Below are 24,699 nucleotides of genomic sequence, written 5' to 3'. Positions count from 1 at the left end.
TTTGCCAGAGCCTCACCCTTCGGGCCGGGGTGAATTTAGTGTGAACACGCCCTAGGATACTGCCCAACTTAAAAATCGCCGGCTCCAAATGAGCCGCAGCGGTCGGTTCACCGCTGGCGATTACCAAGTTCGACAACCTCTTAGAGCCTGTTCAAAGTCTCCTCGCGGTCCTATTGCGCTCGAAAAACAGCGTCTGCGGCGTTAAAAATACTCGCGATACCACGAGGTATCCCTGCGTTTTTCGTCGCATGGGCGCACCCCTTGCATCCACAGTCTTTCGAACACAATAGCCCTCGCGCAGAGACTTTGAACAGGCTCTTAGAACCCCTTTACCTGACCGCAATTGATTTTCCATGAGCACAGACTCTATTAATGCCCAAGCGTTTCTGCGCGCTGAAGGGCTTGGTTTTCCTGAGTTGCCGCATGAGCTTTCAGCGCAACTGAGCGAGCGCTCACCCGGCGTCTATTCCTCCTGCGAGTTGGTAGTTTCGCCCTACGACATGGAAGCCCATGTAGCCAAGCTGTTGAGATCCGATCGCCCAAAAGACTATGCCGTGTTGGCAATAGACACCCAAGGCGTCAACAACGGGGCATTTCACTACTTCCTGGTAAGCGGTCCTCTGGCCTTGTTTGTTCAACTGCCTTGGGCCGGTGCGTTGAAAGACGCAGCCCCGTCTCGTAAAGAAATCGATCGCGTGCTGGATTGGGCAGCTCCCCTGCTCGACCGCCTGAGCGAACTGCAAGAGCGCGGGCGCTTGGAGTCCGATCGAAGGCTTGTGGCGGTCATCACCCACCTCAGCGAAGCTCGTTGGGCCTGGACCTACCAGGCCGGTTCAAATTCTGATGAAATCACCTGGCGCCCGGCCAAGAAGTTGCTTGCCGCCATCGACGCGGAACTGAAGGCGATGGCGAAATAGCGCCAGGAACGCTAATCGTCTATGCCGGAGGGGACTGAGACGCTATGCCCGGCGTGGGGTATTCCACGCTCAGCACCTCGATTTCCCTCGCTCCAGCCGGTGTTTGCAGTTTCAACACGTCACCGACACGGGAACGCAATAGCGTGCGGGCAATGGGAGAAATCCAGCTCACCTCGCCCAAACTGCTTTGCGCCTCATCAACCCCTTTGATGGTGATCGTGCGCTCTGTACCATCGTCTTCTACGTAGATCACCTTGGCGCCAAAGAACACCTGCTCGCCGCCATGGTGAGCGCTGGGGTCTGTAACCTCGGCAATTTCCAGGCGCCGTGTCAGGAAACGGGTACGCCGGTCGATTTCGCGCAGGCGCTTTTTGCCGTAGAGATAGTCGCCATTTTCAGAGCGATCGCCATTTTTGGCCGCCCAATGCACCGCCTCCACCACCTGTGGGCGCTCAACATCCAAGAGGGTCAATAGTTCGTCGCGGAGCCTGGCGTAGCCCTGCGGCGTGATGTAATTGCGCGTCCCGGGCGGCAACGCCGGCTGTGCACCGCCGGCGTCATCGTCGTCGTCTTCTGCGTCTGATTCGCGTGTAAATGCCTTGCTCATTTCAGCCGCCATGCTAACCGCGGTTTGTATCCGTGGGAAAATAGCGGTTTTAGAGCGTGTTTACGTTCTCCGCGTGAGGAGATTGTCAACACGCTCTTAGCCCCCGCCATCGAGCGGGCGGGCTATCCCGGCTCTTGCTCTTGCTACAACCTATGAACTCCACCCTGCACCCCATGCTCAACGTGGCCATTCGGGCCGCACGCGCCGCTGGCGCCATCATTAACCGCGCTGCGCTCGACGTCGAGGCCGTTCGAATTTCTCAAAAGCAGGTCAACGATTTCGTGACCGAAGTCGACCATGCGAGCGAAGCAGCCATCATCGAGACGCTGCTCACCGCCTACCCTCACCATGGCATCCTTGCTGAGGAATCCGGCTCGACCCATGGTAATGCCCAATCCGATCACGTCTGGATCATCGATCCCCTGGATGGCACTACCAATTTCATTCACGGCTTCCCGGTCTATTGCGTCAGCATCGCCCTGAGCGTGCGCGGGCGCGTGGAGCAGGCGGTGGTTTTCGACCCCTCACGCAACGATTTGTTCACCGCCACCCGTGGGCGGGGTGCCTACATGAATGACCGGCGCATCCGCGTAAGCAAGCGCACCCAGCTGAACCAGTGCTTAATCTCCACCGGTTTTCCGTTTCGCAAGGGCGACGATTTCCCCAAATATCTGCGCATGATGTCCGATGTGATGCAGCGCACCGCCGGCCTGCGCCGCCCAGGCGCTGCCGCGCTGGATCTGGCTTATGTTGCTGCGGGTTTCACTGACGGCTTTTTTGAAACAGGCCTCAAACCCTGGGATGCAGCCGCGGGTTCGCTGTTGGTCACAGAGGCTGGGGGCCTGATTGGCAATTTCACCGGTGAAGCGGAGTTCCTGGAACACGAAGAGTGCCTGGCCGCCAGCCCGCGCGTCTATGCTCAGCTGGTGGCCCTGCTGAATCAATACTCCAAGTTCGATACCGTGGCGCCCAGAGCCGGCCTCACCCTCAAGGCCGGGCACGCACCCGAGAAGCAGGAGCCGGACGCGGGAGCTGAGCAGCCATGATGATGGGGAACGAGAGCGGCGAACGCGTTGAGCATGCCGGAGACGTGGAAAGTACTAAACCTTCGGCGGCTGACGTGCCTTTCCCCCGCGCCGTTCGCAGCTTCGTGACCCGCGCCGGGCGAGTGACCACGGGCCAGGCACGCGCACTGACCGATCTGGGGCCTCGCTACCTTTTGGCCTTCGATCCAAACACCCCAGACCTGGTGGCCACCTGCGCCGCTTCGGCCAGCGCCCAAGGGAAGCAGTATGAGAAAACCGTACTGGAAATTGGCTTCGGAATGGGCGCGGCCACCGCGCATATCGCTGGCGTGCAGCCCGACACCCTGTTCATTGGCTGCGAAGTCCACGAACCGGGCGTAGGCGCATTGCTGAAGTCGATGGGCGAGCAAAATCTGGACAACATCCGTATCTTGCAGCATGACGCTGTTGAGGTGCTGGCGAGCATGATCGCTCCCGCCTCATTGGATGGCATTCACATTTTCTTTCCAGACCCCTGGCACAAGAAGCGCCATAACAAGCGGCGCCTGATCCAACCAGCTTTCGTGCGTGAATTGGCCAGCCGGCTGAAGCCTGGCGGCTATATTCACTGCGCCACCGATTGGCAACCCTATGCCGAACAGATGCTGGTTGTGCTTGGTGAAGAGTCTTTGCTAGCCAACTCAGCGGAAACTTATGCTCAAAAGCCTGATTACCGCCCATTAACCAAGTTCGAGTTGCGTGGGCTGAAATTGGGCCACGGCGTCTGGGATCTCGTGTTTCACAGGGTCTGATTCTTTTCCCAGAAGCCGCATGGCCCAAGCCCCGCGTCCGCTCGATCTGCCTTTGCGCAACGGCGTGAGCCCCAGCACAGTGGCCGTGCCCACCGCCTCATGGCCCACAGTGCTGGATTTCCTGGCAGACCGCCTGCCCATTTTGAGCAGAGATGCTTGGGCGGCCCGGTTAGCTGCCGGCGATGTGTTGGGAGAAGATGCCCTTCCCGTCGCGGCCACTTCCGCTTGCCGGCCCGGCCAGCGCCTGCACTACTACCGCAGTCAACCCAACGAACCTGAAGCACCCGAGTGCGAAACCATCGTTTTTCAGGACGAATGGCTGGTGGTGGCCGACAAACCCCATTTCATGCCGGTCATTCCCAGCGGACCCTACGTTCACCGCAGCCTGGTGGTCCGCCTGAAGCACAGGCTAGGTCTTGAGCATCTGAGCCCTATTCACCGTATAGACCGGGAAACCGCTGGCCTGGTAGCCTTTGCCGTGCAACCCGCCACCCGTGCGCCTTACCAGGCCTTGTTTCGCGAGCGTGCCGTGGAGAAGGTATACGAAGCCGTGGCCTCCTACAGGCCCGAACTTGAACTACCCCGTACGCATATCAGCCGCCTGGAAACTGACCCTGACCGGTTCTTCCTTTCGCACGAAGTGCCAGGGCCAGCCAACAGCCACACTCGCGTTGAACTCATCGCTTTGCACGGCTCGTTGGCCCATTACAGGTTGCTTCCAGTCACGGGGCAACGCCACCAGTTGCGCATACACATGGCTGCGCTCGGCATTCCCATATTGGGCGATTCGTTTTACCCACGGGTGATGCGCGGACCAAGCGAGGCCGACGACGAAGCCAATCCCCTGCAATTGCTGGCTCGCCGCCTGGCTTTCAAAGACCCCGTGACGGGACAGGAGCGAGAATTCAGCTCGGGGCTGAAGTTAAAAGCAAGTCTCTAAACGCTGTACGGCTATGCTGAATCCAGAAAGCCATCGTTGCGCCCCAAGCAGGAGTCCAATTTAACTAGGGCGTGCTCACACTAAATGCGGCCTAGAACAAGACCCGCAGGACTTGAGGCACTCTCTGGATTTCCGCCTGCGCCAGAATGATGGACATACAGCGCTCTTTTGAGCATCTCGGATGCAGCGCCCTAAACTGAACGGTATTAGCTCCAAACTATGCGATCTGAAACGCGAATGGCCTCATCCCTCTTGCCTGCTGACATGCACGTCATGGAGCGTGGTTGGCTCTCTTCCAACAACATCGTCTGCCTGGGCGACGCGCCAGCCGTCATTGACACTGGCCACACCAAGCATGCCGCGCAAACGGTCACCCTGCTGGCCAAGGTGCTTGGCGATCAACCGTTGGCCACCATTGCCCATACCCACCTGCACAGCGACCATTGTGGCGGCACGGCGGCATTGCAGGCGGCCTGGCCCGACGCTTCCACCTGGGTGCCCGTGGAGTCCTTGTTGTATGTGCAGACATGGAATAAGGACGCCCTCACCTTCGACGGCACGGGCCAGCGCTGCGACCCCTTCACAGCCAGTGATGCCTTGATCCCCGGCAACACCGTGCGATTCGGTAACCACCATTGGGAGATTCACGCTGCACCCGGCCATGACGCTTTGGCAATCCTGCTGTTCGAGCCCGAGCATGGCCTTTTGATCTCTGGCGATGCGATGTGGGAAAGCAGTGTGGGCGTCATCTTTCAGCACATAGACGGCTCGGGTGGTTTCGATACCTTTACCGATACGCTGGCTCTGATTGAACGACTGTCACCCCGCGTCGTCATCCCCGGGCATGGAGCGCCCTTTTCACGTGACAGTGGCGCCATAGACGCCGCCTTTGCTTCCGCGCGCAAACGCATTGAGTACTACAAGGATCATCCGGCGCAGCATGCTCTGCACGCAGCCAAGGTGATGATCAAGTATCAGATGATGGATTTTGAAAGTGTGCCGCATGCGGGGTTTGAGGCGTGGCTGAATGCCATGCCTTTATTGCCCGTATTGCACAAGCAGCACCGGCCGGATGTCGGTTTCGGCGAGTGGCTTGATTTGATAGTGGAGCCCTTGTTCAGCAAAGGCATGCTTCGGCGTAATGAAACGCATGTGATGAATGGTGACTGAATGCGCTTCAATTGGGTTGGGTTGGGTTAGTTGGGTTGGCTGGTTGGCTGGCTGGTTGGGCGTGCGGGTCGTCTTTACTCCCTCTCCCTTTGGGAGAGGGTTGGGGTGAGGGCTGGCAGCGGTTGATTGAGCGCTGCGGTTGCTAATCACCTTCAGCTTTTCTCTTTAGGTCGGAGGCCGGGAATTGCGCCCGGCAGCGCACATACTATTTTTTGCGTCGCCAAAAAATAGTATGCACAAAAAAGGCGACCCCAAGTCCGTGTCCCTACGCTGCGCTCCGGGCACCCTGCGGTGCTCGGTCAAGGGGCGGTGCGGCAGAACTCTCTTCTTTCGCTTCGCTCACTACGTTCAAACAACTGCCGCAAGCTAGTTCTTGAAGCAAGAGCATCTTGCAGTGCTCTTGCCCGCCCCTTGCCCTGTGCTCCTCGGCACGGCCTCAAGGGGTGGGATACCCACTCGGGCCATTGCTGCGCTCGGCCTTCGTGTAGCTAGTCTTTCCCTTGTCGGGAAAGATGAATTCAAAACCTTGACTGGGCCAGGTCCTGCAACGTGCTTAGACGCGCTCAGCAACCCAGCCCTGAACAGACTGCAACGCCTGTGGCAGGCCACTGGCATCCGTTCCACCGGCCATGGCCATGTCGGGTTTGCCGCCGCCTTTACCCCCTACCTGCTGGGCGACAAAGTTAACCAGCTCCCCGGCTTTGACCTTGCCCACGCTGTCAGCCGTGACCCCTGCAGCCAATTGAACCTTGGCGCCATCTACAGCGGCCAGCACAATGACTGCGGATTTGAGCTTGTCTTTCAGCTTGTCCATGGTCTCGCGCAATGTCTTGGCATCAGCGCCCTCCAGCTTCGCAGCCAGCACCTTGATTCCTTTGACGTCGACAGCCTGCATGAGCAGTTCATCGCCCTGCGAAGACGCCAATTTGCCTTTCAGCTGAGAAACTTCCTTCTCAAGCGCCTTCACCTGATCAAGCATTTGCCCTAAACGGCCCTGCACTTCGGTGGCTGGTGCCTTCAAGGTGGCTGCCACGCTGTGCAGCGTGGACTCAAGCCCTTGCAGGTAAGCCAGCGCGTTGGCACCCGTGATGGCTTCTATACGCCGCACGCCCGCCGCCACGCCACCTTCGCTAAGGACCTTGAACAAGCCAATGTCTCCGGTGCGCGCCACGTGCGTACCACCGCATAGTTCGCGGCTGGTGCCGATATCGAGCACGCGTACGGTTTCACCGTATTTCTCGCCAAACAGCATCATGGCGCCGGTCTTTTGCGCACTTTCTATATCCATCACGCGCGCCTGGGTGGCTGCATTGGCAAGGATTTCTTCGTTCACGCGCCGTTCGATCTCAAGGATCTGCTCGGAAGTCACGGCTGCGCCATGAGCGAAGTCGAAACGGGTTTTGTCTGCATCGACCAATGAGCCCTTTTGCTGCACGTGTGTGCCCAGCACCTCACGCAACGCCTTGTGCATCAAATGCGTGACGCTGTGGTTGCGCATGGTGGCAGCGCGGCGCTGCTGATCAACCCGCGCATCGATCACGTCACCTACTTTGAGCGCGCCCTGGGTCATTACCCCATGGTGGCCATATACGTCTGCGCGAATCTTCTGCGTGTCTTGCACTCCGAATTCAACGCCCTCGGTTGCCAGCACGCCCTGATCGCCCACCTGGCCGCCGGATTCAGCATAAAAGGGCGTGGAGTCCAGCACCACGATGCCACTCTGGCCTTCCTTCAGTTCGCTCGCGGGCGTGCCTTCCACGTACAACGCCACAACTTTGCTGGTGTGTGCGAGTTCGTCGTAGCCGGTGAAGGCATTGGCTGTGCCGCTGTATTCAACGGCCTTATCCATCTTGAATTTGCCTGCAGCGCGGCCCGCAGCCTTTTGGCGCTCCATGGCGGCGTCAAAACCGGCCACATCTACAGTGACATCGCGCTCACGGCATACGTCTTGTGTCAGATCCAGCGGGAAGCCAAAGGTATCGTGGAGCTTGAAGGCCACTTCACCCGGCAGAGAAGTCTGTCCACTCGCCAGGGCGCTATCAAGAATTTCCATGCCGTTGGCCAGCGTCTCAAAAAAGCGCTCTTCTTCCGCCTTCAGCACTTCGCCTACTCGCTGCTCATCAGCGGCCAGGCGCGGATACGCTTCGCCCATCAGCTTGGCCAGATCGGGCACCAGCTTATGGAAGAAAGGCTTTTTCTGGCCCAGTTTGTAGCCATGCCGAATGGCGCGGCGAATAATGCGCCGCTGCACATAGCCGCGGCCCTCATTGCTGGGGATCACGCCATCGCTAACGAGAAACGCCGTGGCCCGCACGTGGTCAGCGATGACTTTAAGTGAAGGATTGGCAATATCTTCACACCCTGTTTCGCGCGCCGCAGCCTTGATGAGCGTGTCGAACAGGTCGATCTCATAGTTGCTGTGCACGTGCTGCAAGATAGCTGCCAGGCGCTCCAGGCCCATGCCTGTGTCCACGCAAGGCGCGGGCAATGGGGTGAGCTTGCCGTCGTCATGCATTTCAAACTGCATGAACACGTGGTTCCAGATTTCGATGAAACGGTCGCCATCTTCATCAGGCGACCCAGGAGGGCCACCGGGAATCTCGGGGCCATGGTCATAGAAGATTTCGCTGCAAGGGCCGCAAGGGCCGGTGTCAGCCATCATCCAGAAGTTGTCGCTCTTATAGCGGCCGCCCTTGTTGTCGCCAATGCGGATCACGCGCTCTGGCGGCAGGCCGATGATCTCAGTCCAGATGCCGTAGGCCTCGTCATCTTCTGCATAGACGGTGGCCAGCAAGCGCTCGGCAGGCAGGCCAAACACCTTGGTCAGCAGCTCCCAACCCCACTCAATACTTTCTCTCTTGAAATAGTCACCAAAAGACCAGTTGCCCAGCATCTCGAAAAACGTATGGTGGCGCGCTGTATAGCCCACGTTTTCCAGATCGTTGTGCTTGCCGCCGGCGCGCAAACAAGCTTGCACACTGGTCGCTCGCACATAAGGCCGCTTGTCGGCGCCGAGAAAGACGTCCTTGAACTGCACCATGCCGCTGTTGGTGAACATCAGCGTGGGGTCGTTGCCCGGTACCAATGGGCTGCTCTGCACCACTGCGTGGCCTTTGCTTTCGAAAAAATCCAGGAATGTCTTGCGGATTTCAGCGACAGAAACGGGAGGACGATTAGTTTTCATATTCTTTGACCGATTCGAGCGCGGTCGCAACCGTCAACAGTTTTTCTTACCACGGGCGAAACCGTAGCAAGGCACAAAACCTCGGGTTTTCTGGGGAGTTAGGTTGAACCAGCCAAATTTTAGCTGTTTCACCCTTGAGAACGCTCATGATCAGTCTAGGAGGCTGCCTGACTTGGAGATCCGATGGCAAAAATGGACCGGAGTGGCCCAGTTACAGCCGGCAATTTCCAAGTCTGGCAGTCTCCTGGGGAAGCTCAATGCGCCCCAAACTGGCCTAGTCGGTGATAGCGCAGCGGCTTGGGTTTTAATTCTGACCATATCCAGTCGATATGCGAAACACGCCATCGAATGGCCTGTGTCAAAGGCTGCAATTTGGTTTTTTTCGCACCGCGCAGCGTCGTCAGGTGCGGCACCCAGGCTCTCGTTTCGGCAGGCAAACCGGCACGGCGCGCAAGCCGAGCTGTCGCCAGGTGCAATTCAGCCAATTCGGCCGAGGGCTCTGGCAGGAGTACAGCAATTCTTTGGCCACTTGCGTCCCATAGCTCAGCGTGGGCGAGCGCGATTTCAAACGGTTCGAACCGCAGCTCTTTCAGCGCGATGAGCCAATCCCGCTCGTGCGGCCAATCAACCTGGTTGAAGCTCTGAAACGTGATGTGCATACGCTCGGGTATGGGGTACAGCTCGCGTGGGTGGCCCAGCCATCGCTGGCGTTCGGCATCTATGGCAGCACAAGCTTGGGCATCTGGAAACAACATGGTCAATAGCCGCCGGGGTGGCGCCGGCTCAGGTAGGGGGTTGTCTCCGAACAGATCGCCCTGCACAAGGGTAGTGGCTAGCATGGTCATCAATGAAAATCCCGGCTGCTCGTTGATTCGGCGAGACGCCCCAATAAAGGGGTCAGATCGTGCATACGCTGGGCAATCAAGTGTCGAACCAGACCACCGCTGCTTTCATCTTTCTGCCATTCGCCCTCCACTGCCAACAGATGTGAGCGCAGCAAAGCATTGCGCTGCTCCTCATCGACCCGCGCGCTTTTCCAGACGATGACGTTCACTGGGCCAGTTTCATCCTCAAGGGTGACGAAAATGGTGCCCTTGGCGGTGCCGGGCTGCTGGCGGCCAATGACCAGCCCGCAGGCCGTGACACGTCGCCCATGTGGCAGTTCATTCAATTCAGCGGCACTGAGCACACCGCGCCGAGCTAGCCGCTCCCGCAACAAGGCCAATGGATGATTACGCAACGAAAGACCCAGGGTGGCGTAATCGTGCACGATCTCTTCACCTTCGAGTGCAGCCGGCAAGGACAACGCGGCCTCTTCCACTGGTGCTTCACGCAGCAAGCCCGGTGCCCGCCTCTCGGCGGACGCCTGCCACACCTGCTGGCGGCGGTGGCCGCTGAGGGAGCGCAAAGCATCGGCTGAAGCCAGAGAATTGATATCCTTGGACTCCAGATCGGCACGAAGACATAGATCGTTCACGCTCGCAAATGGCGCCAACCTTCTTGACTCAACCACCTTGGCACCTGCCGCCTCGCCAAACCCCTTGACCAACCGCAGTCCCAGGCGAACAGCCGAGCGAGAGGCGGAGCCAGGAGCGACACATTCGAGCGTGCAATCCCAATCGCTTACCGTGACATCCGACGGCAGCACCACGACATCGTGCCTTTGCGCATCTTGAATCAACTGCGAAGGTCCATAAAATCCCATGGGCTGGGAGTTGAGCATGGCAGCCAGGAATGCCTCGGGTTCGTGGCATTTGAGCCAACTGCTCTGATAAGCGATCAGTGCAAAGCTGTAGGCATGGCTTTCAGGGAAACCATATTCACCAAACCCTTCGATCTGCTTGAAAATTCGCTCTGCATACTCCTGCTTGTACCCGTTTTTAAGCATGCCGGAAATCAGCTTTTCACGGTGCGGACCCAAGCCACCTTTCCTCTTCCATGCGGCCATATCCCGGCGCAGCTTGTCAGCCCCCTCGGCGCTGTAACCAGCTGCGATCATGGCCAGTTCCATCACCTGTTCCTGGAAAATAGGAATCCCCAGCGTGCGCTCAAGTGCTTTGCTCAACTGCGGTTGACTAGCTGGGTCAAGGTGATTTTTGTGGTTAGGAGGCGGATCTTTAGAAGAACGTTCGTACTCAATCGGCAGACCCTGCCGCCGCCGCTCGCGTGCCTTCAGGTAGGGATGAACCATGCCTCCGCTGATTGGCCCCGGCCGGACAATGGCTACCTGCACTACCAAATCGTAAAACGTATCCGGCCGCAAGCGCGGCAACATGGACATCTGCGCCCGGCTCTCAATCTGGAAGGTGCCCACGGTGTCAGCCTTCTGGATCATGCGGTAGGTTTCCGGGCATTCATGCTGAATATCGGCGCAGGTGAAAGGCTTTCCTCGTTGGGCTGAAACCATATCCAGGCAGCGCCGCACTGCCGTCAGCATACCCAGAGCCAGCACATCCACTTTCATCATGCTCAAGGCGTCCAGATCATCCTTATCCCACTGGATGATCTGGCGTTTTTCCATGGCCGCAGGCTCCAATGGCACCAGCCGGTGCAATGGGGTTTCGGTCAAGACGAATCCCCCTACGTGCTGGCTCAAGTGCCTAGGCGCACCACGCAATTGATTGGTCAATTCCAGCCACAAGGCAGCTAATTCTTCCGTCAAGGTCGTGCCCACATCTTGAGCCAGCGCACTCAACCGGTGAGCCGCCAGGTCGGTATCGAACCAGTGGTGGTCTTTTGCAAAAACATCGATCAGGCGTATATCGATACCCAGTGCCTTACCCACATCGCGCAACGCACTGCGTCTGCGGTAACAGATGACTGTAGCGGCCAGCGCTGCCCGGTCACGTCCGTACTTCCCATAGATGTATTGAATAACCTCTTCACGCCGCTCATGCTCAAAATCGACATCAATATCAGGGGGTTCATGGCGGCGTTGCCTGCTGATGAAGCGCGCCAGCAGCGGGTTCGATACCCGGGGATCAGCCTCTGTAATCCCAAGGCAGTAGCACACTACCGAGTTGGCAGCCGAGCCACGTCCTTGGCACAAAATTCCCATGCTGCGCGCTTTTCTCACGATGTCGTACACAGTGAGAAAGAACATCTCATAGTTGCATTCAGCAATGAGCTTCAACTCAGCATCGATGAAACCCTGGATTCTTGACTTTGGACCTTCTGGAAACCGCCAAACCGCCCCTTCCCTTGTATAGCGCTCCAGAGTTTCCATCGGGGTCAGTCCCTCAAGAACGGTTTCCCTCGGGTAGTTGTAGCAAACCTCCGTCAGCAAGAAAGTACAGCGCTCAGCCACTGCCAGCGTACGGGTCAGAAACTCCGAGGAGTACACATCGGCCAGTTGCCCGCGCGGACGCAAGTGGCGCTCGGCGTTGGCCTGCAACTCAAAACCACACTCCTGCACGGACTTTCCTAGGCGGATAGCGGTCATCACATCGTGCAGCCGCTTGGCGGAGCGCACATGCATATGCACATCGCCCGCAGCGAGCAAGGGGCAACCCGTGGCTTGGCTGAGTTCCCGCATAAAAGACATCCACAGGGCATCATCAGCGGCACCATTCAATTCGACCAGTAGCGAGACACCAAAATCAGAAAGCGCCCTTTCCTCACCTTCTGACAGAAACGAAGAAGCCTGCCCATGAGAAACGTCCGCAGCGGAACGCCAAGGTGACCATAGAAGTTCGCAATCGCCCAGCGCAGCCAACGTTTTCAAGAGCGAATCCATACAGTACTGCCCCTTGGTCGCAGCGCGGCGGGCATTTGTGATGACTTCGCACAAATTTCCCCAGCCATTCAGGTTGCGCGCCAACGCCACCAAGGTCCCCTGCCCTTCAAAACGAAACTCGCTGCCGCAAACCAGGCGCATGGGTTGCTGCATACCAAGCGCCAGACGTGCGGAGCGGATCTGCCCCAATTCTTCGTCATAAGCATCGCTGCCCGATTCGCACAGACCCAGCTCTTTCCAAGCCCGCACCACGCCAGCGACAGAGCATTCATCCGTAATCGCCAGCGCCTCATACCCGAGCGCCCAAGCGCGCCGCACAAGACTTTCGGCGCTGGAAGCCCCCCGCTGAAAGCTGAAATTAGTCAAGCAGTGAAGCTCCGCGTAGCCTGGCAGCACCGCTTCGGGCAACGATGCAGACGCCGAGCCCTGCGGCGACGTGCTGCTGCGACGATCTGGCAGCCGGAGGATGGTGGCCGTATTCATGTCAGTTAGTCTGACGATCGCCCTCTACATTGCAGACGCTGTCCGCCCTCAGCCGGGCGCCCTCACCCCTGCCCGCTCCCGCAAGCGGGAGAGGGAGCAGAACCCCCAACATGAGCGAAGCTCTAACGGCTGCGGAGCAAGCCATACAAGTGCCACCGCGGAGCGGGCTCCGCCCGGCCGCCAGTGGCGTCCCCCCAGGGGGGAAGGCGCGTAAGCGCCTCAGGGGGGACTTCATGAATACAAGCCTTGGAGAAACCAGCGCGCCTCACGTCCCTCATGGCGCGAGCTAGGGCGCTCCCGGTACACCCACAGCAATTCAGCTGCTGGGTTCTGGGCAATGTAGTAATCACGTGCGGCGGGCACTCCCTGGCCTGGCATGGCCGCCCCCCACCATCCGGCTTCAATGCGGCGCGGACCAGTGAGCAGACGCAATAAACCTCGGTAGCAGGGTTGATCGTCTCGCAATTCCAGCGGCAGGGGTTCACGCAGCAACCAAGTGGGCGCCAAGGCGTCAGGCAGATAGGCTGAGCGATCTTTCTCATTGGTGGCAGAAAAACCTGATGGCAATTTTGGCCGCTTGAGTTCTTTCATATCTGCGCTTTTCACACCCACGCCTCTACCTGTAGCGGCAGATATTCGCCCGCCTGCACCACGACCTTGCCGCGCACGCAAGCTGGCCGAACCAGCCGCCAACCCCACGGCCTCACTCCATTCCTGCGCGCACTCCGGCCGATGATCGGCACGCATGGTGGGCGACAGCACCTGCGCCGAGCCCAGGCGCGCACTGACACGCTCAAGGAAGGCATGCAGTGGGTCTCCGTTGCGCTGGTCTTCAGGCAGAAAACTGGTGCTTCCCGCCAGCCACGGCGCGGTTTCCAGCGAACGCAAGCGCAAATGCACCGCAGGCGCCAACAACTGCACTTGTGCCAGGCGCTCGGCCAGCAAACGCCTCAAATGCTCCATGGATTGCGCTGGCTCAGCGGTGCGAACTATGAGCGACTGATGCGGAGGCAATGGCCGGCCATCCAGGCGCTTCAGATCCAGATCCCAAATCAGCTCGAAGGCTAGCACGCCAAGCTGGCGCGCACGCAGCCAGATCTGCAAAGCGGTAAGCAGGCGGTTGGCAGACCACATCAGCGCTTGGGCGTTTTCCACGCGAGCAGCCAATTCCAGAGACTGATCAAAAACATCAGGCAGCTCAAGCCAGCGGTAGCTCTCAGGCGTTGCGCCCCAAGCCACATCGAGTGCAGCGCGCAACTCAACCCCAAAGCGCCGCACCAAAGGCCCGCGTGGCAGCGCCGCCACATCGCCCCAAGTGCGGCAACCCAGGCGCGCCAGCAAATCCAGGTGTGGACGTGCAGCCGTCAGTGTGGCGAGAGGCAGCGCGCCAATTCCTCCACTTGGCAGCGGCAGGCCTGCAACACGCAGGCGTAAACGTGCCAGCGCGCTGATGCCACTGATGGCCTGTGCCAACTGCATCTTGCCCTGCGCGGGATTGGACTCCAGCATGCGGTCCAGCATGGCTTGCCGCCCTCCCCAAAGCCGCACACTTGCCGAAACCTCCAAAAGCAAGGCTTCGTCTAGCCAAACCACGCGCGGAGTGAATTCCAGCGCCCACCAACCCAATGCCTCACGCATGGGAAGCGCCGCATCGCCACCTGCAGCCTCTTCAAGCGGCCACTGCAAAGCGATCCAATGCATGGAAACCTCCTGATGAGTCTGCGGGAGTTGGAATAACCAACTGGGGATGGGAGTAGAAATGGGTGTGCGGATGGAGAGGCTGAGACGGAATCGCCAAAAAGGGCAGTACGGCGGCACCTCCGCTTTGACTTGCGTCGTGCGGGCGCTGCCGGGACTGCTGGACGGCCAACAGCAACGCCCGTACACCATCGCCTTGCGCGTTCAGAAACAGGGGCTCCACCAGTGGAGGACCACGGCGTTTGAGAATATTGATTTGCAAACGCGGTTCGGCATTTCGCCCCGAGGAGGCGCCCCGAACCACCAAGCGCACCCGAGCTGGCGAAGCGGATGCCGCCGCACTTGCTGGCCGAAGCACAAACAGCAGGCTATCCGCTCGCCTGGCCGCAGCACCTTGCAACCGCCGCAGATCCACAGCGCGGGCCCCTGGCAGCCAGGCCATGACGGCCCCCACGTCTGCACAGCGCAGCGCCTGCTCGGCAGCCCACAAGGAAGCAGCTGCCGTCTCGCCACGGATCCATAGAACAGCCTGAGCAGCCAAGCCCGCCGCCATCAATGCGGGCATGAAAGGCTCATGAGGCGGGTGAACCAACGCCACGGCTTCGCCCCGGGCTTGCCAATGCGCGGCCAGCGCGGGGAGCAGGAGCTGCCAGACCGGAGCATCCACCGATGGCTGGAGCAGCTCGGTCATGGCGCCCAAGGGCCAGCCACCGCCAGGCAACTCCGCATCCAATAGCGAATGACCAGTGACGACCGTGCGCACGGCTCCGCCGGCTAATTCATCGGCGTGCCATACGCCGGGCATATCAGTGTGAGAAAGTGAAAAAGCGCCCATGATGTAAACTTCAATACTGCGTTTTTATACAGTATTTTTCAACATCTGCCAAGGTCAACCAGGTAACAGCGGGAAGGTGTTTAGACTGAGTGAAAATCAGAAATGCGCCACAATCTCGACCATGACAACGCCGACCAACCGCCCCATCCGCCATCAGTACGAAGACTTCATGCGCCATGTGAATGAACATGGCGTGTTCAAGGCTGATCGCACCGGCACGGGTACCAAAAGTGTCTTCGGCCACCAGATGCGCTTTGATTTGAGTGAAGGCTTCCCGCTGGTCACCACCAAGAAGGTTCACCTGAAAAGCATCATCAATGAGCTGCTTTGGTTTCTGCGCGGTGATGGCAATGCACGCTGGCTGCAAGAGCGCGGCGTGACCATCTGGGATGAGTGGGCCAATCCGGAAACGGGTGATCTAGGCCCCGTGTATGGCGTGCAATGGCGTTCATGGCCCACCCCCGGGGGCGGGCATATTGATCAGATCGCCCAGGTGATGGAAACGCTGAAGAAGAACCCGGATTCGCGCCGCATCATCGTCAGCAGTTGGAACGTGGCAGAGCTCGATCAGATGGCGCTGATGCCCTGCCACGCCTTCTTTCAGTTCTATGTGGCCAATGGGAAACTCAGCTGCCAGCTCTACCAGCGCAGTGCGGATATTTTTCTTGGCGTGCCGTTCAATATTGCCAGCTACGCCTTGCTGACCCACATGGTGGCCCAGCAGTGCGATCTGGCCGTGGGCGATTTCATCTGGACCGGTGGCGATTGCCACATCTATTCCAACCATGAAGAGCAGGTGAAGGAACAGCTCTCACGCCAGCCCTTCCCCTACCCCACCCTCGCCATCCGCCGTAAGCCAGCTTCGATCTTCGATTACGAGTACGAAGATTTCGAGGTGCAGGGATATCAACACCATGCGGCCATCAAAGCACCAGTGGCCGTGTGATTGCTATTTTTGAATGAGTTCACCCGCTTCCGGCAAGCCGCTTCAAGCCCTGCTTCAAGAGGCCTCTGTACACCTTCAACAACGCTCGTTCGATTCTGCTCAGGCTTTGCTGGATGAAGCGGCTCGCCTAGCACCACACTTGCGCGATGTGCAAATGCTGCAGGCCATTCTGGCTGTGCAAACGCGCCAGGCGGAAAAAGCAGAAAATATTTTTAACGGCATCTTGCAGATCAACCCTTCGGATGTCGATGCCCTCGCCAACCTGGGATTTTTGCTATTGCAGGCCGAGCGATCAAAAGAGGCTCGTGCTTTGCTAGAACGCGCCATTCAACTCCAGCCTCGCCATGCTGGGCTGCACCTGAACCTGGGGGTTGCACTGGAAGCCCTGGGCCACACGCAGGATGCCCTTCAAAGCTACCAGCGTAGTTTGGCGCTCGATCCAAAAGACGCCCAAACACACTTCGCGATCGGCAAGCTGTTGCAGCGGCGCCAGGATTATCAAGGCGCTTTCGCGAGCTATCAACGCGCCTTGTCGCTCAATCCGCATCATGCAGATGCATTGAGCAGCCTTCTCTTTACGCACCACTATCTTGAGGATTTCAGCCCACTGGTCAATAGCGCCTGGGCCAGGCGCCTATCGCCATCCTCGGGCTTGGCGCGCGCTCGCTCAGCGAGCAGGGGCGCGCTCAAGCCATTGCTGAGAGTTGGCTTTGTTTCAGCTGATCTGCGTGAGCATCCGGTAGGCTTTTTTCTTGAAGCCACACTTGCCCAGCTCGACCGTTCTCGCCTCTCGCTATTCGCCTACAGCAACAACATCTTCGAAGATGAAGTTTCCGAAAAATTGAGACCTCATTTTGCGCAGTGGCGCGTGATCGAATCGCTCAATGATCAAGACGCTGCTGCTTTGATCGAACAAGACCAGATCGACGTGCTAATTGATCTATCTGGCTATACGGCCGGCCACCGTCAGAGCCTTTTTTCTCTGCACCCGGCTCCGCTGCAAATTTCCTGGCTGGGTTATTTTTCCACCACCGGGCAGCCAGCCATTGATTACGTCCTGGCGGACCCGGTCAGCGTTCCCCCTCAAGAAGAAAACTTGTTCGCAGAGAAGGTGTGGCGAATGCCCAGCATCCGGTATTGCTTCACGCCACCAGAAAACGCGCCAGAGACATCCAAGGCACCGGCCACTGAACGAGGCCACATCACCTTCGGAAGCTTTCAAACCCTGCAGAAGATCAACAACCGCGTGTTGCGTGTCTGGGCAGAGATTCTCAAGCGCGCTCCCAAAGCACAGCTACGCATTCAGAGCACTCAATTCGATCTTCCCCTGCCACGCAGCGAATTCGAGAGCCGCCTGACGACCTGCGGTATACCTTTGGAACGCGTGCACTTGGCCGCAGGCCAAAGCCGAGCAGACTATCTGGCTGCCTATCAAGAGGTCGATCTGATTCTGGACACCTTCCCCTACCCCGGTGGAACCACCACGGTTGAAGCACTCTGGATGGGCGTACCCACGCTCACACTGGCGCTCCCCGGCATGCTTGGGCGACAAGGACAAAGCATCATGGCTGCGGCAGGACTGACTGACTGGGCTGCTGGATCAGAAGCCGATTACGTAGCTCAAGCCATACACTGGGCGCAATCAGCTGCCGAAAACCCGCTTGAACTGGCCCAGTTACGCTCAGGCCTGCGCGAACAGGTACAAGGCAGCCCCCTTTTCAATGCCGCCCGGTTTGCCCGCGATTTCGAGCAAGCCATTGAAGGCATGTGGCAAGGCACTTCAGCCCCGGGTGCCGTCACCCAAAATCCCAACTCTTCCAAGTAAGAACGTCTTTAAGACCCGAGACTGCAATGACATCGAAAATTGGCCTGATCTACGCTCGCGCTCGCAATGGTGTCATCGGTAAAGATGGGGTGATGCCTTGGCATCTGCCGGAAGATCTGGCGCACTTCAAACGCGTCACATTGAATCATCCGGTCATCATGGGGCGCAAAACCTGGGATTCGCTTCCTCCGCGTTTTCGCCCCTTGCCTGGCCGAACCAATATCGTGATCACACGGCAAGCAGATTGGAACAACTCAGGGGCCACACGCGTCGCCAGCCTGCAAGAAGCTTTGCAAAAATGTGAGGATGCTTCGGAGGTCTGGGTCATTGGTGGGGCCCAGATTTATGCCCAAGCCATTGAGCTGGCAAATGAGGTGGTCGCCACCGAGATTGATGCTGATTTTGAAGGTGATGCCCATGCGCCTGTGCTTGATAGCTCCTGGCAAGCTGTGGCACGCAATGAAGTGACGGCAGCCAACGGACTGGGTTTGAGTTTCGTCACCTATAGAAAATCAGCGACCAACGCTCTGGGGACTTAACACCTTCACTCTGACGGATACCCCTAATGCCGCACAGGAGCTCAGCTGTCCCAGCTGAACAGCCCTATCGCCCTATCAAGGGATGACGATGGCCGTATCAGTTTTTACCCTGTCCAGCGCGACCAGTGTCCTGAAATACACCACCAGCTCGTTTTCGGCGAACAGGCGCCGGGTCAAGCCTTCGTAGGTAGGCATGTTCGGCGCGATGATGATCAGAATGAAACTGACTCCACCGGTGACATAAAAGCACTGCTGCACCTCCGGCGTATTGCGAAACAGCTCCCTTGCCAGATCAGAAGTGGATGCGCGTTCATCCCTCAGTTGCACTTCCACAATCGCAGTGATGGTGGCCGCTACAGCATCAGGATCCACCACCGCCACATTGGCGGCGATCACACCTGACTTTTCCATGGCTGCAATGCGCCGCTGCACCGCGGCTGTGGAAAGACTCACCGATTCAGCAATCACCCGCTGAGGCGTCTTGTTGTCGCGTTGGATGATGTCCAGAATAGCCCTGTCATAACGATCCAGGACAAAGGGAGAATTAACAGTTTTCTTGGGCATAACCGAGAAATTTTCTCTCCACAACAAGAATTCAGAGTCAATTTATATCACCTAAACGATTAAATTACTCACATGAATACGCTTCCCATGTCTCAAAGCCACAGCAGCAAAATCTGGGCCGGCCTTGCCTGCGGGATGGGAGCGGGTGCGTTCTGGGGCCTGGTTTTTCTTGCTCCAGAACTGGTGCGGGAATTCAGCCCGCTGCAGATCACGATCGGGCGGTATCTAAGTTACGGATTGATTGCAGCTGCACTGCTCGCCCCGCGCTGGCGCCCACTGGTTGCCCACGTCCCGCGCCACCAATGGTGGAACCTGATGTGGCTCTCATTTGCGGGCAATACGCTGTACTACATCCTTCTGGCCAACGCCGTGCAGATTGGGGGAATTGCCATGACTTCGCTTGTGATCGGCTTTCTGCCAGTGGTGGTGACAGTTACCGGTAGCCGAGAACATGGGGCGGTCCCCTTGAGCAAACTCGCCCCGTCACTGTTGCTTTGCACGCTGGGCGCGATCTGTATTGGCTGGCAAGCCATTGCAGGGCCCAGCACTGGCTCGCCCATCCAGCAATTAATCGGTTTGTTGTGCGCCATAGGAGCCTTGGCATCATGGTCTGCATACGCAATAGGGAACGCGCGTTGCCTTGCTAAGCTAGACCGCGTTTCTTCCCATGATTGGAGCTTATTGACCGGTGTGGTCACGGGCGCTCAAAGCCTGCTCTTGATCCCATTTGCGCTGGCACTGAACAATGCGGATCACCAAGTCAACGCGTGGCTTCTGTTCGGCGCTGTGTCGGTGGGGGTGGCGGTTTTCGCCTCCATCGTCGGCAATGGATTGTGGAACCGTGCGAGCCGCCTGCTGCCGCTGACGCTTGTGGGCCAGATGATCTTGTTCGAGACGCTTTTTGCCCTGTTATATGGATTCATCTGGGAACAACGCCTGCCAACCTGGTTGGAAATCGCAGCATTGATCTGCGTGGTACTGAGCGTTCTCACCTGTCTTGCCGCCCACCGCAAACCTGTGGCGATCGAACCTGCTGCATAGAACTTGTTCATGATCTTGGAACGCCCAACCTGCAGACCCTAGACCGGCACACTTTCTTCCTTCAGAACGCGCAGCACAAAGCTGGACTTGCTGTGCCGGATACCAGGTATCTTGTAGAGCTTTTCGCGCAGCAAGCGCTCATAGTCTCGGGTGTCGCGCACCGCGATGCGGATGTAGTAATCGTAATCACCAGATACCAAGTAGGCTTCCAACACCTCTGGAATGGTGGCCAGCACCTGGCCGAAGGCGTAGAGCGTGTCTTCCGTGTGGCTCTCCAGATTGAGTTGCACGATGACGGTGTCTCTGTAACCCAGGCTGGCTGGGTCCACCTCTACGGTGTAGCGCTTGATCACGCCTTCGGATTCAAGCCGCTTGATCCGGCTCCAGCAACTGGTGGTGGACAGCCCCACCTCTTGACCAATCTCCTGGAGCGTTCGGCGCGCATCCTGCAGCAGGATACGCAGAATACTCAAATCCTTCTTGTCGAATGATTTTTCTTCATTTGCATTATTCATAGAAATTTTTTCAGAATAAAAGCCTTAGATATTGAAAATCTCGAAGCCAATTCTGCCTCATAACCGTAAAAATTGAGGTTATGCACTCATCATCCCTCTTGGATTCCCAGCCCGCCGTAGCCAATACGGTTTTGCACCCCGAGCCGTCAGCTCCGCGCAATGGCGCGCAAACCTTGCTGGACACACTCATTGAATGCGGCGTGGACACCCTTTTCGGCTATCCCGGTGGCGCCGCACTCCCTTTGTATGACGCCTTGCATGCTGAGCCCAGGCTGCGCCACATCTTGGTTCGCCACGAGCAAGCCGCAGTGCACGCCGCTGAAGGCTATGCACGAACCACAGGCAAAACTGGTGTGGTGCTGGTCACTTCCGGCCCAGGCGTTGGCAACACCATCACCGGCTTGCTGGATGCCATGAGCGATTCCGTGCCCGTGCTGTGCATCAGCGGGCAAGTGGCAACCTCTGTGATCGGCACGCAAGCGTTTCAGGAGAGCGATGCACTGGGCATGTCACGCCCTGTGACCAAATGGAATTTTCAACCGCGCAAGGCTGACGATGTAGCCGGCGCCGTGCGCCGCGCGTTAACCATCGCCTCAGGAGGCCGGCCAGGCCCGGTGCTGCTGGATATACCCAAAGATGTGCAACTGGCCCCTGTAAAGCCTTCCGCCGCAGTGCAACCGCAGCCTGCCCCGCAGCCTCCACGCCTTCCCATCGCCAGCCTCCAGAGGGCTGCCGAAATGATCGCCAGTGCGCAGCGTCCTGTGTTCTACGGCGGCGGTGGCCTTATCAATGCCGGCCCTGCCGCTTGCGAAGCCTTCACGCGGCTAGTGCGCCAAGTTGGAGGGCCTTGCACGCTCACCCTCATGGGGCTGGGTGCTTTCCCCGCCTCCGATCAGCAGTTTCTCGGCATGCTGGGCATGCACGGCACGCTGGAGGCCAACCTTGCCATGCACGAGGCTGATGTCGTGATCAACGTGGGGGCTCGGTTCGACGACCGTATCACCGGGAAGCTTGACGAATTCTGCCCGCACGCAAAGAAGATCCATATCGACATCGACCCCAGCTGCATCAATAGAACCGTCAAGGTTGAAGTGCCCATCGTCGGAGACTGCGGTGAGGTGCTCAACGCCTTTCTAGCCTTGCCCCAGTTGCGTGGTTTGGACCCTGCCCGGCTCTCTCCCTGGTGGGAAAGCGTGGCCCGCTGGCGCGCCCAGCGCTGCCTTGACTTCGTAGCTGAGCCCACTGTCATCCTGCCTCAACAATTGATGAGCACGCTGAATGCCAGGATCACGGGGCGGAATGCCATTGTTTCCACGGACGTAGGTCAGCATCAAATGTGGGCCGCGCAGTACCTGCGGTTTGAGCAACCACACCGCTGGCTGACATCCGGTGGCGCAGGCACCATGGGCTACGGTTTGCCCGCAGCCATCGGCGCGCAGGTAGCGCACCCGAATTCGCTGGTCGTTTGCGTCAGCGGCGATGCCTCTGTGCTGATGAATATTCAGGAGCTATCTACCGCCATTCAACATGGCACGCCCGTCAAGCTGGTGCTCTCCAACAACGGCTACATGGGCATGGTGCGGCAATGGCAGGAGTTGATCCATGGCAATCGCTTGTCGCACAGCTGGAACGCCGCATTGCCTGACTTCGTGGCATTGGCCAAGGCCTTCGGTTGGGGGGCTCGCAGCGTGAGCGATCCTGCAGAACTGGGTGATGCGCTGGCGGAGTGCCTTGCCTACGACGGCCCCTTCTTTTTGGATGTGAAGGTCGCTGCCCAGGAAAACTGCTTTCCAATGATCCCCGCCGGCGCTGGCCATCACCGTGTGATGCTGGGCAAAAACCGCTGGTATGAGGACGAAGGAAACAGCCATGAAGCAAGCTCAGCCCCGCTTCCAGCTACCGTCTGACACTAGCGCCTGCCGAGCGCCCGGTTCATTGGCCAACGTTACGGATGAGCTCCGACTCGAACCTGTAATGCTCCGCAGGAAACACGCTGAGCGAGAGCAGAATCAGCTTGCCCTCACGCCCCATGTACCACCGCCTGGAGCTCACCGCAGCGGAGCCAGCCGGTTGCTTGAGCATCTCGGCTTGCGTGGCGTCCAGCAGGCACGCGCCAATCTCTTGGCGGATCGTCTGGATTTCGTCCCCATGAGTCTCTGCAATGAACTGCGCCAGCGAGCTGCGCAATCTTGCCAGTTGGCTTATCGACGGCGTCAGCAACGCGGGAACGTAGTGCACACTGGTTAAAAGTTTGCTGCCATTGGCCGCCTTCCGCAAGGCATGAAGCCGGGAAAAGCGTTGACCTTCTGGAATTCTCAAATCCAGCGCTTGCTCAGGCGTTACCGTAAAAACGGACTGCTCAATGAGCTTGAACGACACGCCCTGCGTGAAATAGAGCACCTCATCAATGCTGCCTCCCGCATGAGCGAACACAGGCCGCTTCACCGTTTGCGAGAGCACTCTGGTGCCAATCCCCGCTCGGCGGGAAACAGCGCCACCTATCTCCAGCTCTTTGAGTGCCGCGCGCGCCGTAATGCGGCTGATATTGAACTGCTCACATAGTTGGGCTTCTGAGGGCAACAGATCGCCCTGGCGATAAGTGCCTTCCTGAATCTGCTGCAAAAGATGCTCGGCCAGCCGCATGTATTGCGAGCCGGCACTGCGTTTAGTCATGCGCCATCATACGACCCCATCTGCCCGCAGTAGCGCGATCTCTTCGGGATCGAAGCCGCACTCCAGCAACACATCGCCCGTGTTCTCCCCAAGGGTGGGTGCCATCTGCTTTGGCTCATCATCAGACTTTGAAGAAGACAGGGGGTTGCGCACCAAACGTACTTCTTCCCCATCACCGCTTCGAACCGTCATGATGCGTTGCCTGTCATGCACATACTCGCTCTCAAGCGCATCGTCCATCGACAATACAGGCGAAGCGGGCACCTGGCCACCAAAGATCTCCATCCACTCACCCGTGGTGCGCACGGAGAGAACTTCATCAAGCCGCTCAGTCAGTTCATCACGGTGTTCCCAGCGGGCCGGGAAATCCAGATAACGCGGGTCTTTCGCCCATTCCGGATGTCCTATGCACGCACAGAGAGACAACCAGAACTTCTCCTTGTTGCACATCAAGTAGATCCAGCCGTCAGCAGTCTTGTAAAGCTGGCAAGGCACAAGTGAAGGGTGCGCAGAGCGGGCCTGGCGGTGCGTGGTCGCACCCGCATTCAAATACCAAGCGGCCAGGTAATTCAAATTGTGAAGCGCCACATCAAAGAGCGAGACATCTACATCGCTGCCGGTACCACTGCTGCGTGCATTCAAGACCCCGCTCACCAGACCAAGCGACATCACCACGCCCGTCATGTAATCGATCATGGATAAGCCCATGCGCGAGGGCGGCCCATCAGGCTCTCCCGTCAAGCTGAAATAACCCGCCTCAGCCTGCATCAGATAGTCATAGCCAGGCCACTTGGCGCGAGGGCCTTCGCGCCCATACCCACTAAGGTGCGCGCACACGATCTTAGGATTTGCGCTGGAAAGATCGGCGTAAGTAATGCCAAGCTTTGCAGGCACATCCCCACGGAGATTGTTGAGCACTGCATCGCTCTTGGCCACAAGCCTTTTGAAAACGCCTCGCCCGCGTTCGCTTCTCAGATCAAGCGCAATGCTCTTCTTGCCAGTATTGAGGCTATGGAAGAACAGGCTCTGAGCCGTTTCCGGCAACTTTGGATTGAAATGCGGCCCCACCTGGCGGGAAACATCTCCCCCTTCACCCGGCTGTTCGATCTTGATCACTTCCGCACCCAAGGCAGCCAGGTACTCCGTCGCGAACGGCCCTGCTCCGTACTGCTCAATCGAAAGAACGCGAACTCCTCGCAGCAACGCCATT

The 24,699-nt window shown here is 58.3% G+C and carries 20 protein-coding genes; 10 read left to right on the top strand and 10 right to left on the bottom strand.

All coding sequences use genetic code 11. The features are described from left to right. Positions 1-353 precede the first annotated feature (353 nt). Complete coding sequence (locus tag G518_RS0101695; RefSeq protein WP_028601038.1) at positions 354-917, top strand: hypothetical protein; 564 nt, start codon at positions 354-356, stop codon at positions 915-917. Positions 918-936: 19 nt separating this feature from the next. Here the strand turns inward: G518_RS0101695 and greB are convergent, their stop codons facing one another. Then, positions 937-1,524, bottom strand: coding sequence for a transcription elongation factor GreB (greB, locus tag G518_RS0101690; RefSeq protein WP_028601037.1), 588 nt, complete (start codon positions 1,522-1,524; stop codon positions 937-939). A 152-nt stretch (positions 1,525-1,676) separates the two neighbouring features. Here greB and G518_RS33470 point away from each other — a divergent pair, with 152 nt between their 5' ends. The 4 genes from G518_RS33470 (at position 1,677) to G518_RS0101670 (ending at position 5,450) form a co-directional block, all read left to right on the top strand. After that, positions 1,677-2,570, top strand: a complete 894-nt coding sequence (locus G518_RS33470; RefSeq protein WP_051235832.1) for an inositol monophosphatase family protein — start codon at positions 1,677-1,679, stop codon at positions 2,568-2,570. A gap of 2 nt (positions 2,571-2,572) precedes the next feature. After that, complete coding sequence (gene trmB / locus G518_RS0101680) at positions 2,573-3,340, top strand: tRNA (guanosine(46)-N7)-methyltransferase TrmB (RefSeq protein ID WP_028601036.1); 768 nt, start codon at positions 2,573-2,575, stop codon at positions 3,338-3,340. A gap of 19 nt (positions 3,341-3,359) precedes the next feature. Beyond that, positions 3,360-4,280, top strand: coding sequence for a pseudouridine synthase (locus tag G518_RS0101675; RefSeq protein WP_036593178.1), 921 nt, complete (start codon positions 3,360-3,362; stop codon positions 4,278-4,280). Positions 4,281-4,517: 237 nt separating this feature from the next. After that, the gene (locus G518_RS0101670; protein WP_051235830.1) at positions 4,518-5,450 is read left to right on the top strand and encodes an MBL fold metallo-hydrolase; all 933 of its coding nucleotides are present in this window, start codon (positions 4,518-4,520) and stop codon (positions 5,448-5,450) included. A gap of 553 nt (positions 5,451-6,003) precedes the next feature. Here G518_RS0101670 and alaS read toward each other — a convergent pair. The 5 genes from alaS to imuA all read right to left on the bottom strand — a co-directional run bounded on the left by alaS (position 6,004) and on the right by imuA (position 15,386). Beyond that, positions 6,004-8,634: an alanine--tRNA ligase gene (gene alaS, locus G518_RS0101665; RefSeq protein WP_028601033.1), complete on the bottom strand. Its 2,631-nt coding sequence runs from the start codon at positions 8,632-8,634 to the stop codon at positions 6,004-6,006. 254 nt (positions 8,635-8,888) lie between these two features. Next, a complete protein-coding gene (locus G518_RS0101660; RefSeq protein ID WP_156909234.1) occupies positions 8,889-9,473 on the bottom strand; it encodes a 2'-5' RNA ligase family protein in 585 nt (194 codons plus the stop codon). A 5-nt stretch (positions 9,474-9,478) separates the two neighbouring features. Beyond that, positions 9,479-12,853 (bottom strand): error-prone DNA polymerase, encoded by a 3,375-nt coding sequence (locus G518_RS0101655; protein WP_051235829.1) that lies wholly within the window; start codon positions 12,851-12,853, stop codon positions 9,479-9,481. A 231-nt stretch (positions 12,854-13,084) separates the two neighbouring features. Then, positions 13,085-14,554 carry a Y-family DNA polymerase gene (locus G518_RS0101650; RefSeq protein ID WP_028601030.1) on the bottom strand — a complete coding sequence of 490 codons (1,470 nt, stop codon included), beginning with the start codon at positions 14,552-14,554 and terminating at the stop codon, positions 13,085-13,087. Beyond that, the gene (imuA, locus tag G518_RS33465) at positions 14,523-15,386 is read right to left on the bottom strand and encodes a translesion DNA synthesis-associated protein ImuA (RefSeq protein ID WP_036593176.1); all 864 of its coding nucleotides are present in this window, start codon (positions 15,384-15,386) and stop codon (positions 14,523-14,525) included. The genes G518_RS0101650 and imuA overlap by 32 nt, the downstream gene beginning before the upstream one ends. Before the next feature lie 121 nt (positions 15,387-15,507). On the opposite strand from imuA, the gene G518_RS0101640 reads away from it, so the two are divergent. Genes G518_RS0101640 through G518_RS0101630 form a run of 3 tightly spaced genes read left to right on the top strand, consistent with a single transcriptional unit; the run spans position 15,508 to position 18,696 of the window. Beyond that, complete coding sequence (locus tag G518_RS0101640; protein ID WP_028601029.1) at positions 15,508-16,332, top strand: thymidylate synthase; 825 nt, start codon at positions 15,508-15,510, stop codon at positions 16,330-16,332. Between the two features lie 13 nt (positions 16,333-16,345). After that, positions 16,346-18,157, top strand: a complete 1,812-nt coding sequence (locus G518_RS33460; protein WP_051235827.1) for an O-linked N-acetylglucosamine transferase, SPINDLY family protein — start codon at positions 16,346-16,348, stop codon at positions 18,155-18,157. 26 nt (positions 18,158-18,183) lie between these two features. Then, positions 18,184-18,696: a dihydrofolate reductase gene (locus G518_RS0101630; RefSeq protein WP_036593173.1), complete on the top strand. Its 513-nt coding sequence runs from the start codon at positions 18,184-18,186 to the stop codon at positions 18,694-18,696. Positions 18,697-18,771: 75 nt separating this feature from the next. Here G518_RS0101630 and G518_RS0101625 read toward each other — a convergent pair whose 3' ends face one another. Then, positions 18,772-19,260 carry an Lrp/AsnC family transcriptional regulator gene (locus tag G518_RS0101625; protein WP_028601027.1) on the bottom strand — a complete coding sequence of 163 codons (489 nt, stop codon included), beginning with the start codon at positions 19,258-19,260 and terminating at the stop codon, positions 18,772-18,774. A 72-nt stretch (positions 19,261-19,332) separates the two neighbouring features. On the opposite strand from G518_RS0101625, the gene G518_RS0101620 reads away from it, so the two are divergent. Continuing rightward, positions 19,333-20,301 (top strand): DMT family transporter, encoded by a 969-nt coding sequence (locus G518_RS0101620; protein WP_051235825.1) that lies wholly within the window; start codon positions 19,333-19,335, stop codon positions 20,299-20,301. Between the two features lie 38 nt (positions 20,302-20,339). Here the strand turns inward: G518_RS0101620 and G518_RS0101615 are convergent, their stop codons facing one another. Then, positions 20,340-20,816, bottom strand: coding sequence for an Lrp/AsnC family transcriptional regulator (locus G518_RS0101615; protein ID WP_211231655.1), 477 nt, complete (start codon positions 20,814-20,816; stop codon positions 20,340-20,342). 80 nt (positions 20,817-20,896) lie between these two features. Here G518_RS0101615 and ilvB point away from each other — a divergent pair, with 80 nt between their 5' ends. Further along, positions 20,897-22,723: a biosynthetic-type acetolactate synthase large subunit gene (ilvB, locus tag G518_RS33455; protein ID WP_051235824.1), complete on the top strand. Its 1,827-nt coding sequence runs from the start codon at positions 20,897-20,899 to the stop codon at positions 22,721-22,723. Between the two features lie 25 nt (positions 22,724-22,748). Here the strand turns inward: ilvB and G518_RS0101605 are convergent, their stop codons facing one another. Next, complete coding sequence (locus G518_RS0101605) at positions 22,749-23,489, bottom strand: GntR family transcriptional regulator (RefSeq protein ID WP_028601024.1); 741 nt, start codon at positions 23,487-23,489, stop codon at positions 22,749-22,751. A 6-nt stretch (positions 23,490-23,495) separates the two neighbouring features. Next, on the bottom strand, positions 23,496-24,698 hold the full coding sequence (locus tag G518_RS0101600; RefSeq protein ID WP_028601023.1) for a CaiB/BaiF CoA transferase family protein: 1,203 nt from the start codon (positions 24,696-24,698) through the stop codon (positions 23,496-23,498). Position 24,699: the final 1 nt, after the last annotated feature.

Origin of the sequence: Ottowia thiooxydans DSM 14619 (assembly GCF_000422885.1) — a bacterium.
Lineage (GTDB): Bacteria > Pseudomonadota > Gammaproteobacteria > Burkholderiales > Burkholderiaceae_C > Ottowia > Ottowia thiooxydans.
The sequence above is the reverse complement of the archived record's forward strand: the minus strand, read 5'-3'. Positions and strand labels throughout refer to the sequence as shown.

Excerpts from the sequence above, each read along its gene's own strand:
- G518_RS0101650 (WP_028601030.1), bottom strand. The coding sequence starts at position 14,554 with ATGCATTGGATCGCTTTGCAGTGGCCGCTTGAAGAGGCTGCAGGTGGC.
- G518_RS0101615 (WP_211231655.1), bottom strand. The coding sequence starts at position 20,816 with ATGAATAATGCAAATGAAGAAAAATCATTCGACAAGAAGGATTTGAGT.
- G518_RS0101670 (WP_051235830.1), top strand. The coding sequence starts at position 4,518 with ATGGCCTCATCCCTCTTGCCTGCTGACATGCACGTCATGGAGCGTGGT.
- G518_RS0101605 (WP_028601024.1), bottom strand. The coding sequence starts at position 23,489 with ATGACTAAACGCAGTGCCGGCTCGCAATACATGCGGCTGGCCGAGCAT.
- G518_RS33470 (WP_051235832.1), top strand. The coding sequence starts at position 1,677 with ATGAACTCCACCCTGCACCCCATGCTCAACGTGGCCATTCGGGCCGCA.
- G518_RS0101600 (WP_028601023.1), bottom strand. The coding sequence starts at position 24,698 with ATGGCGTTGCTGCGAGGAGTTCGCGTTCTTTCGATTGAGCAGTACGGA.
- trmB (WP_028601036.1), top strand. The coding sequence starts at position 2,573 with ATGGGGAACGAGAGCGGCGAACGCGTTGAGCATGCCGGAGACGTGGAA.
- G518_RS0101630 (WP_036593173.1), top strand. The coding sequence starts at position 18,184 with ATGACATCGAAAATTGGCCTGATCTACGCTCGCGCTCGCAATGGTGTC.
- G518_RS0101625 (WP_028601027.1), bottom strand. The coding sequence starts at position 19,260 with ATGCCCAAGAAAACTGTTAATTCTCCCTTTGTCCTGGATCGTTATGAC.
- G518_RS0101620 (WP_051235825.1), top strand. The coding sequence starts at position 19,333 with ATGAATACGCTTCCCATGTCTCAAAGCCACAGCAGCAAAATCTGGGCC.
- ilvB (WP_051235824.1), top strand. The coding sequence starts at position 20,897 with ATGCACTCATCATCCCTCTTGGATTCCCAGCCCGCCGTAGCCAATACG.
- G518_RS0101675 (WP_036593178.1), top strand. The coding sequence starts at position 3,360 with ATGGCCCAAGCCCCGCGTCCGCTCGATCTGCCTTTGCGCAACGGCGTG.
- greB (WP_028601037.1), bottom strand. The coding sequence starts at position 1,524 with ATGAGCAAGGCATTTACACGCGAATCAGACGCAGAAGACGACGACGAT.
- G518_RS0101640 (WP_028601029.1), top strand. The coding sequence starts at position 15,508 with ATGACAACGCCGACCAACCGCCCCATCCGCCATCAGTACGAAGACTTC.
- G518_RS33460 (WP_051235827.1), top strand. The coding sequence starts at position 16,346 with ATGAGTTCACCCGCTTCCGGCAAGCCGCTTCAAGCCCTGCTTCAAGAG.
- imuA (WP_036593176.1), bottom strand. The coding sequence starts at position 15,386 with ATGGGCGCTTTTTCACTTTCTCACACTGATATGCCCGGCGTATGGCAC.
- alaS (WP_028601033.1), bottom strand. The coding sequence starts at position 8,634 with ATGAAAACTAATCGTCCTCCCGTTTCTGTCGCTGAAATCCGCAAGACA.
- G518_RS0101660 (WP_156909234.1), bottom strand. The coding sequence starts at position 9,473 with ATGCTAGCCACTACCCTTGTGCAGGGCGATCTGTTCGGAGACAACCCC.
- G518_RS0101695 (WP_028601038.1), top strand. The coding sequence starts at position 354 with ATGAGCACAGACTCTATTAATGCCCAAGCGTTTCTGCGCGCTGAAGGG.
- G518_RS0101655 (WP_051235829.1), bottom strand. The coding sequence starts at position 12,853 with ATGAATACGGCCACCATCCTCCGGCTGCCAGATCGTCGCAGCAGCACG.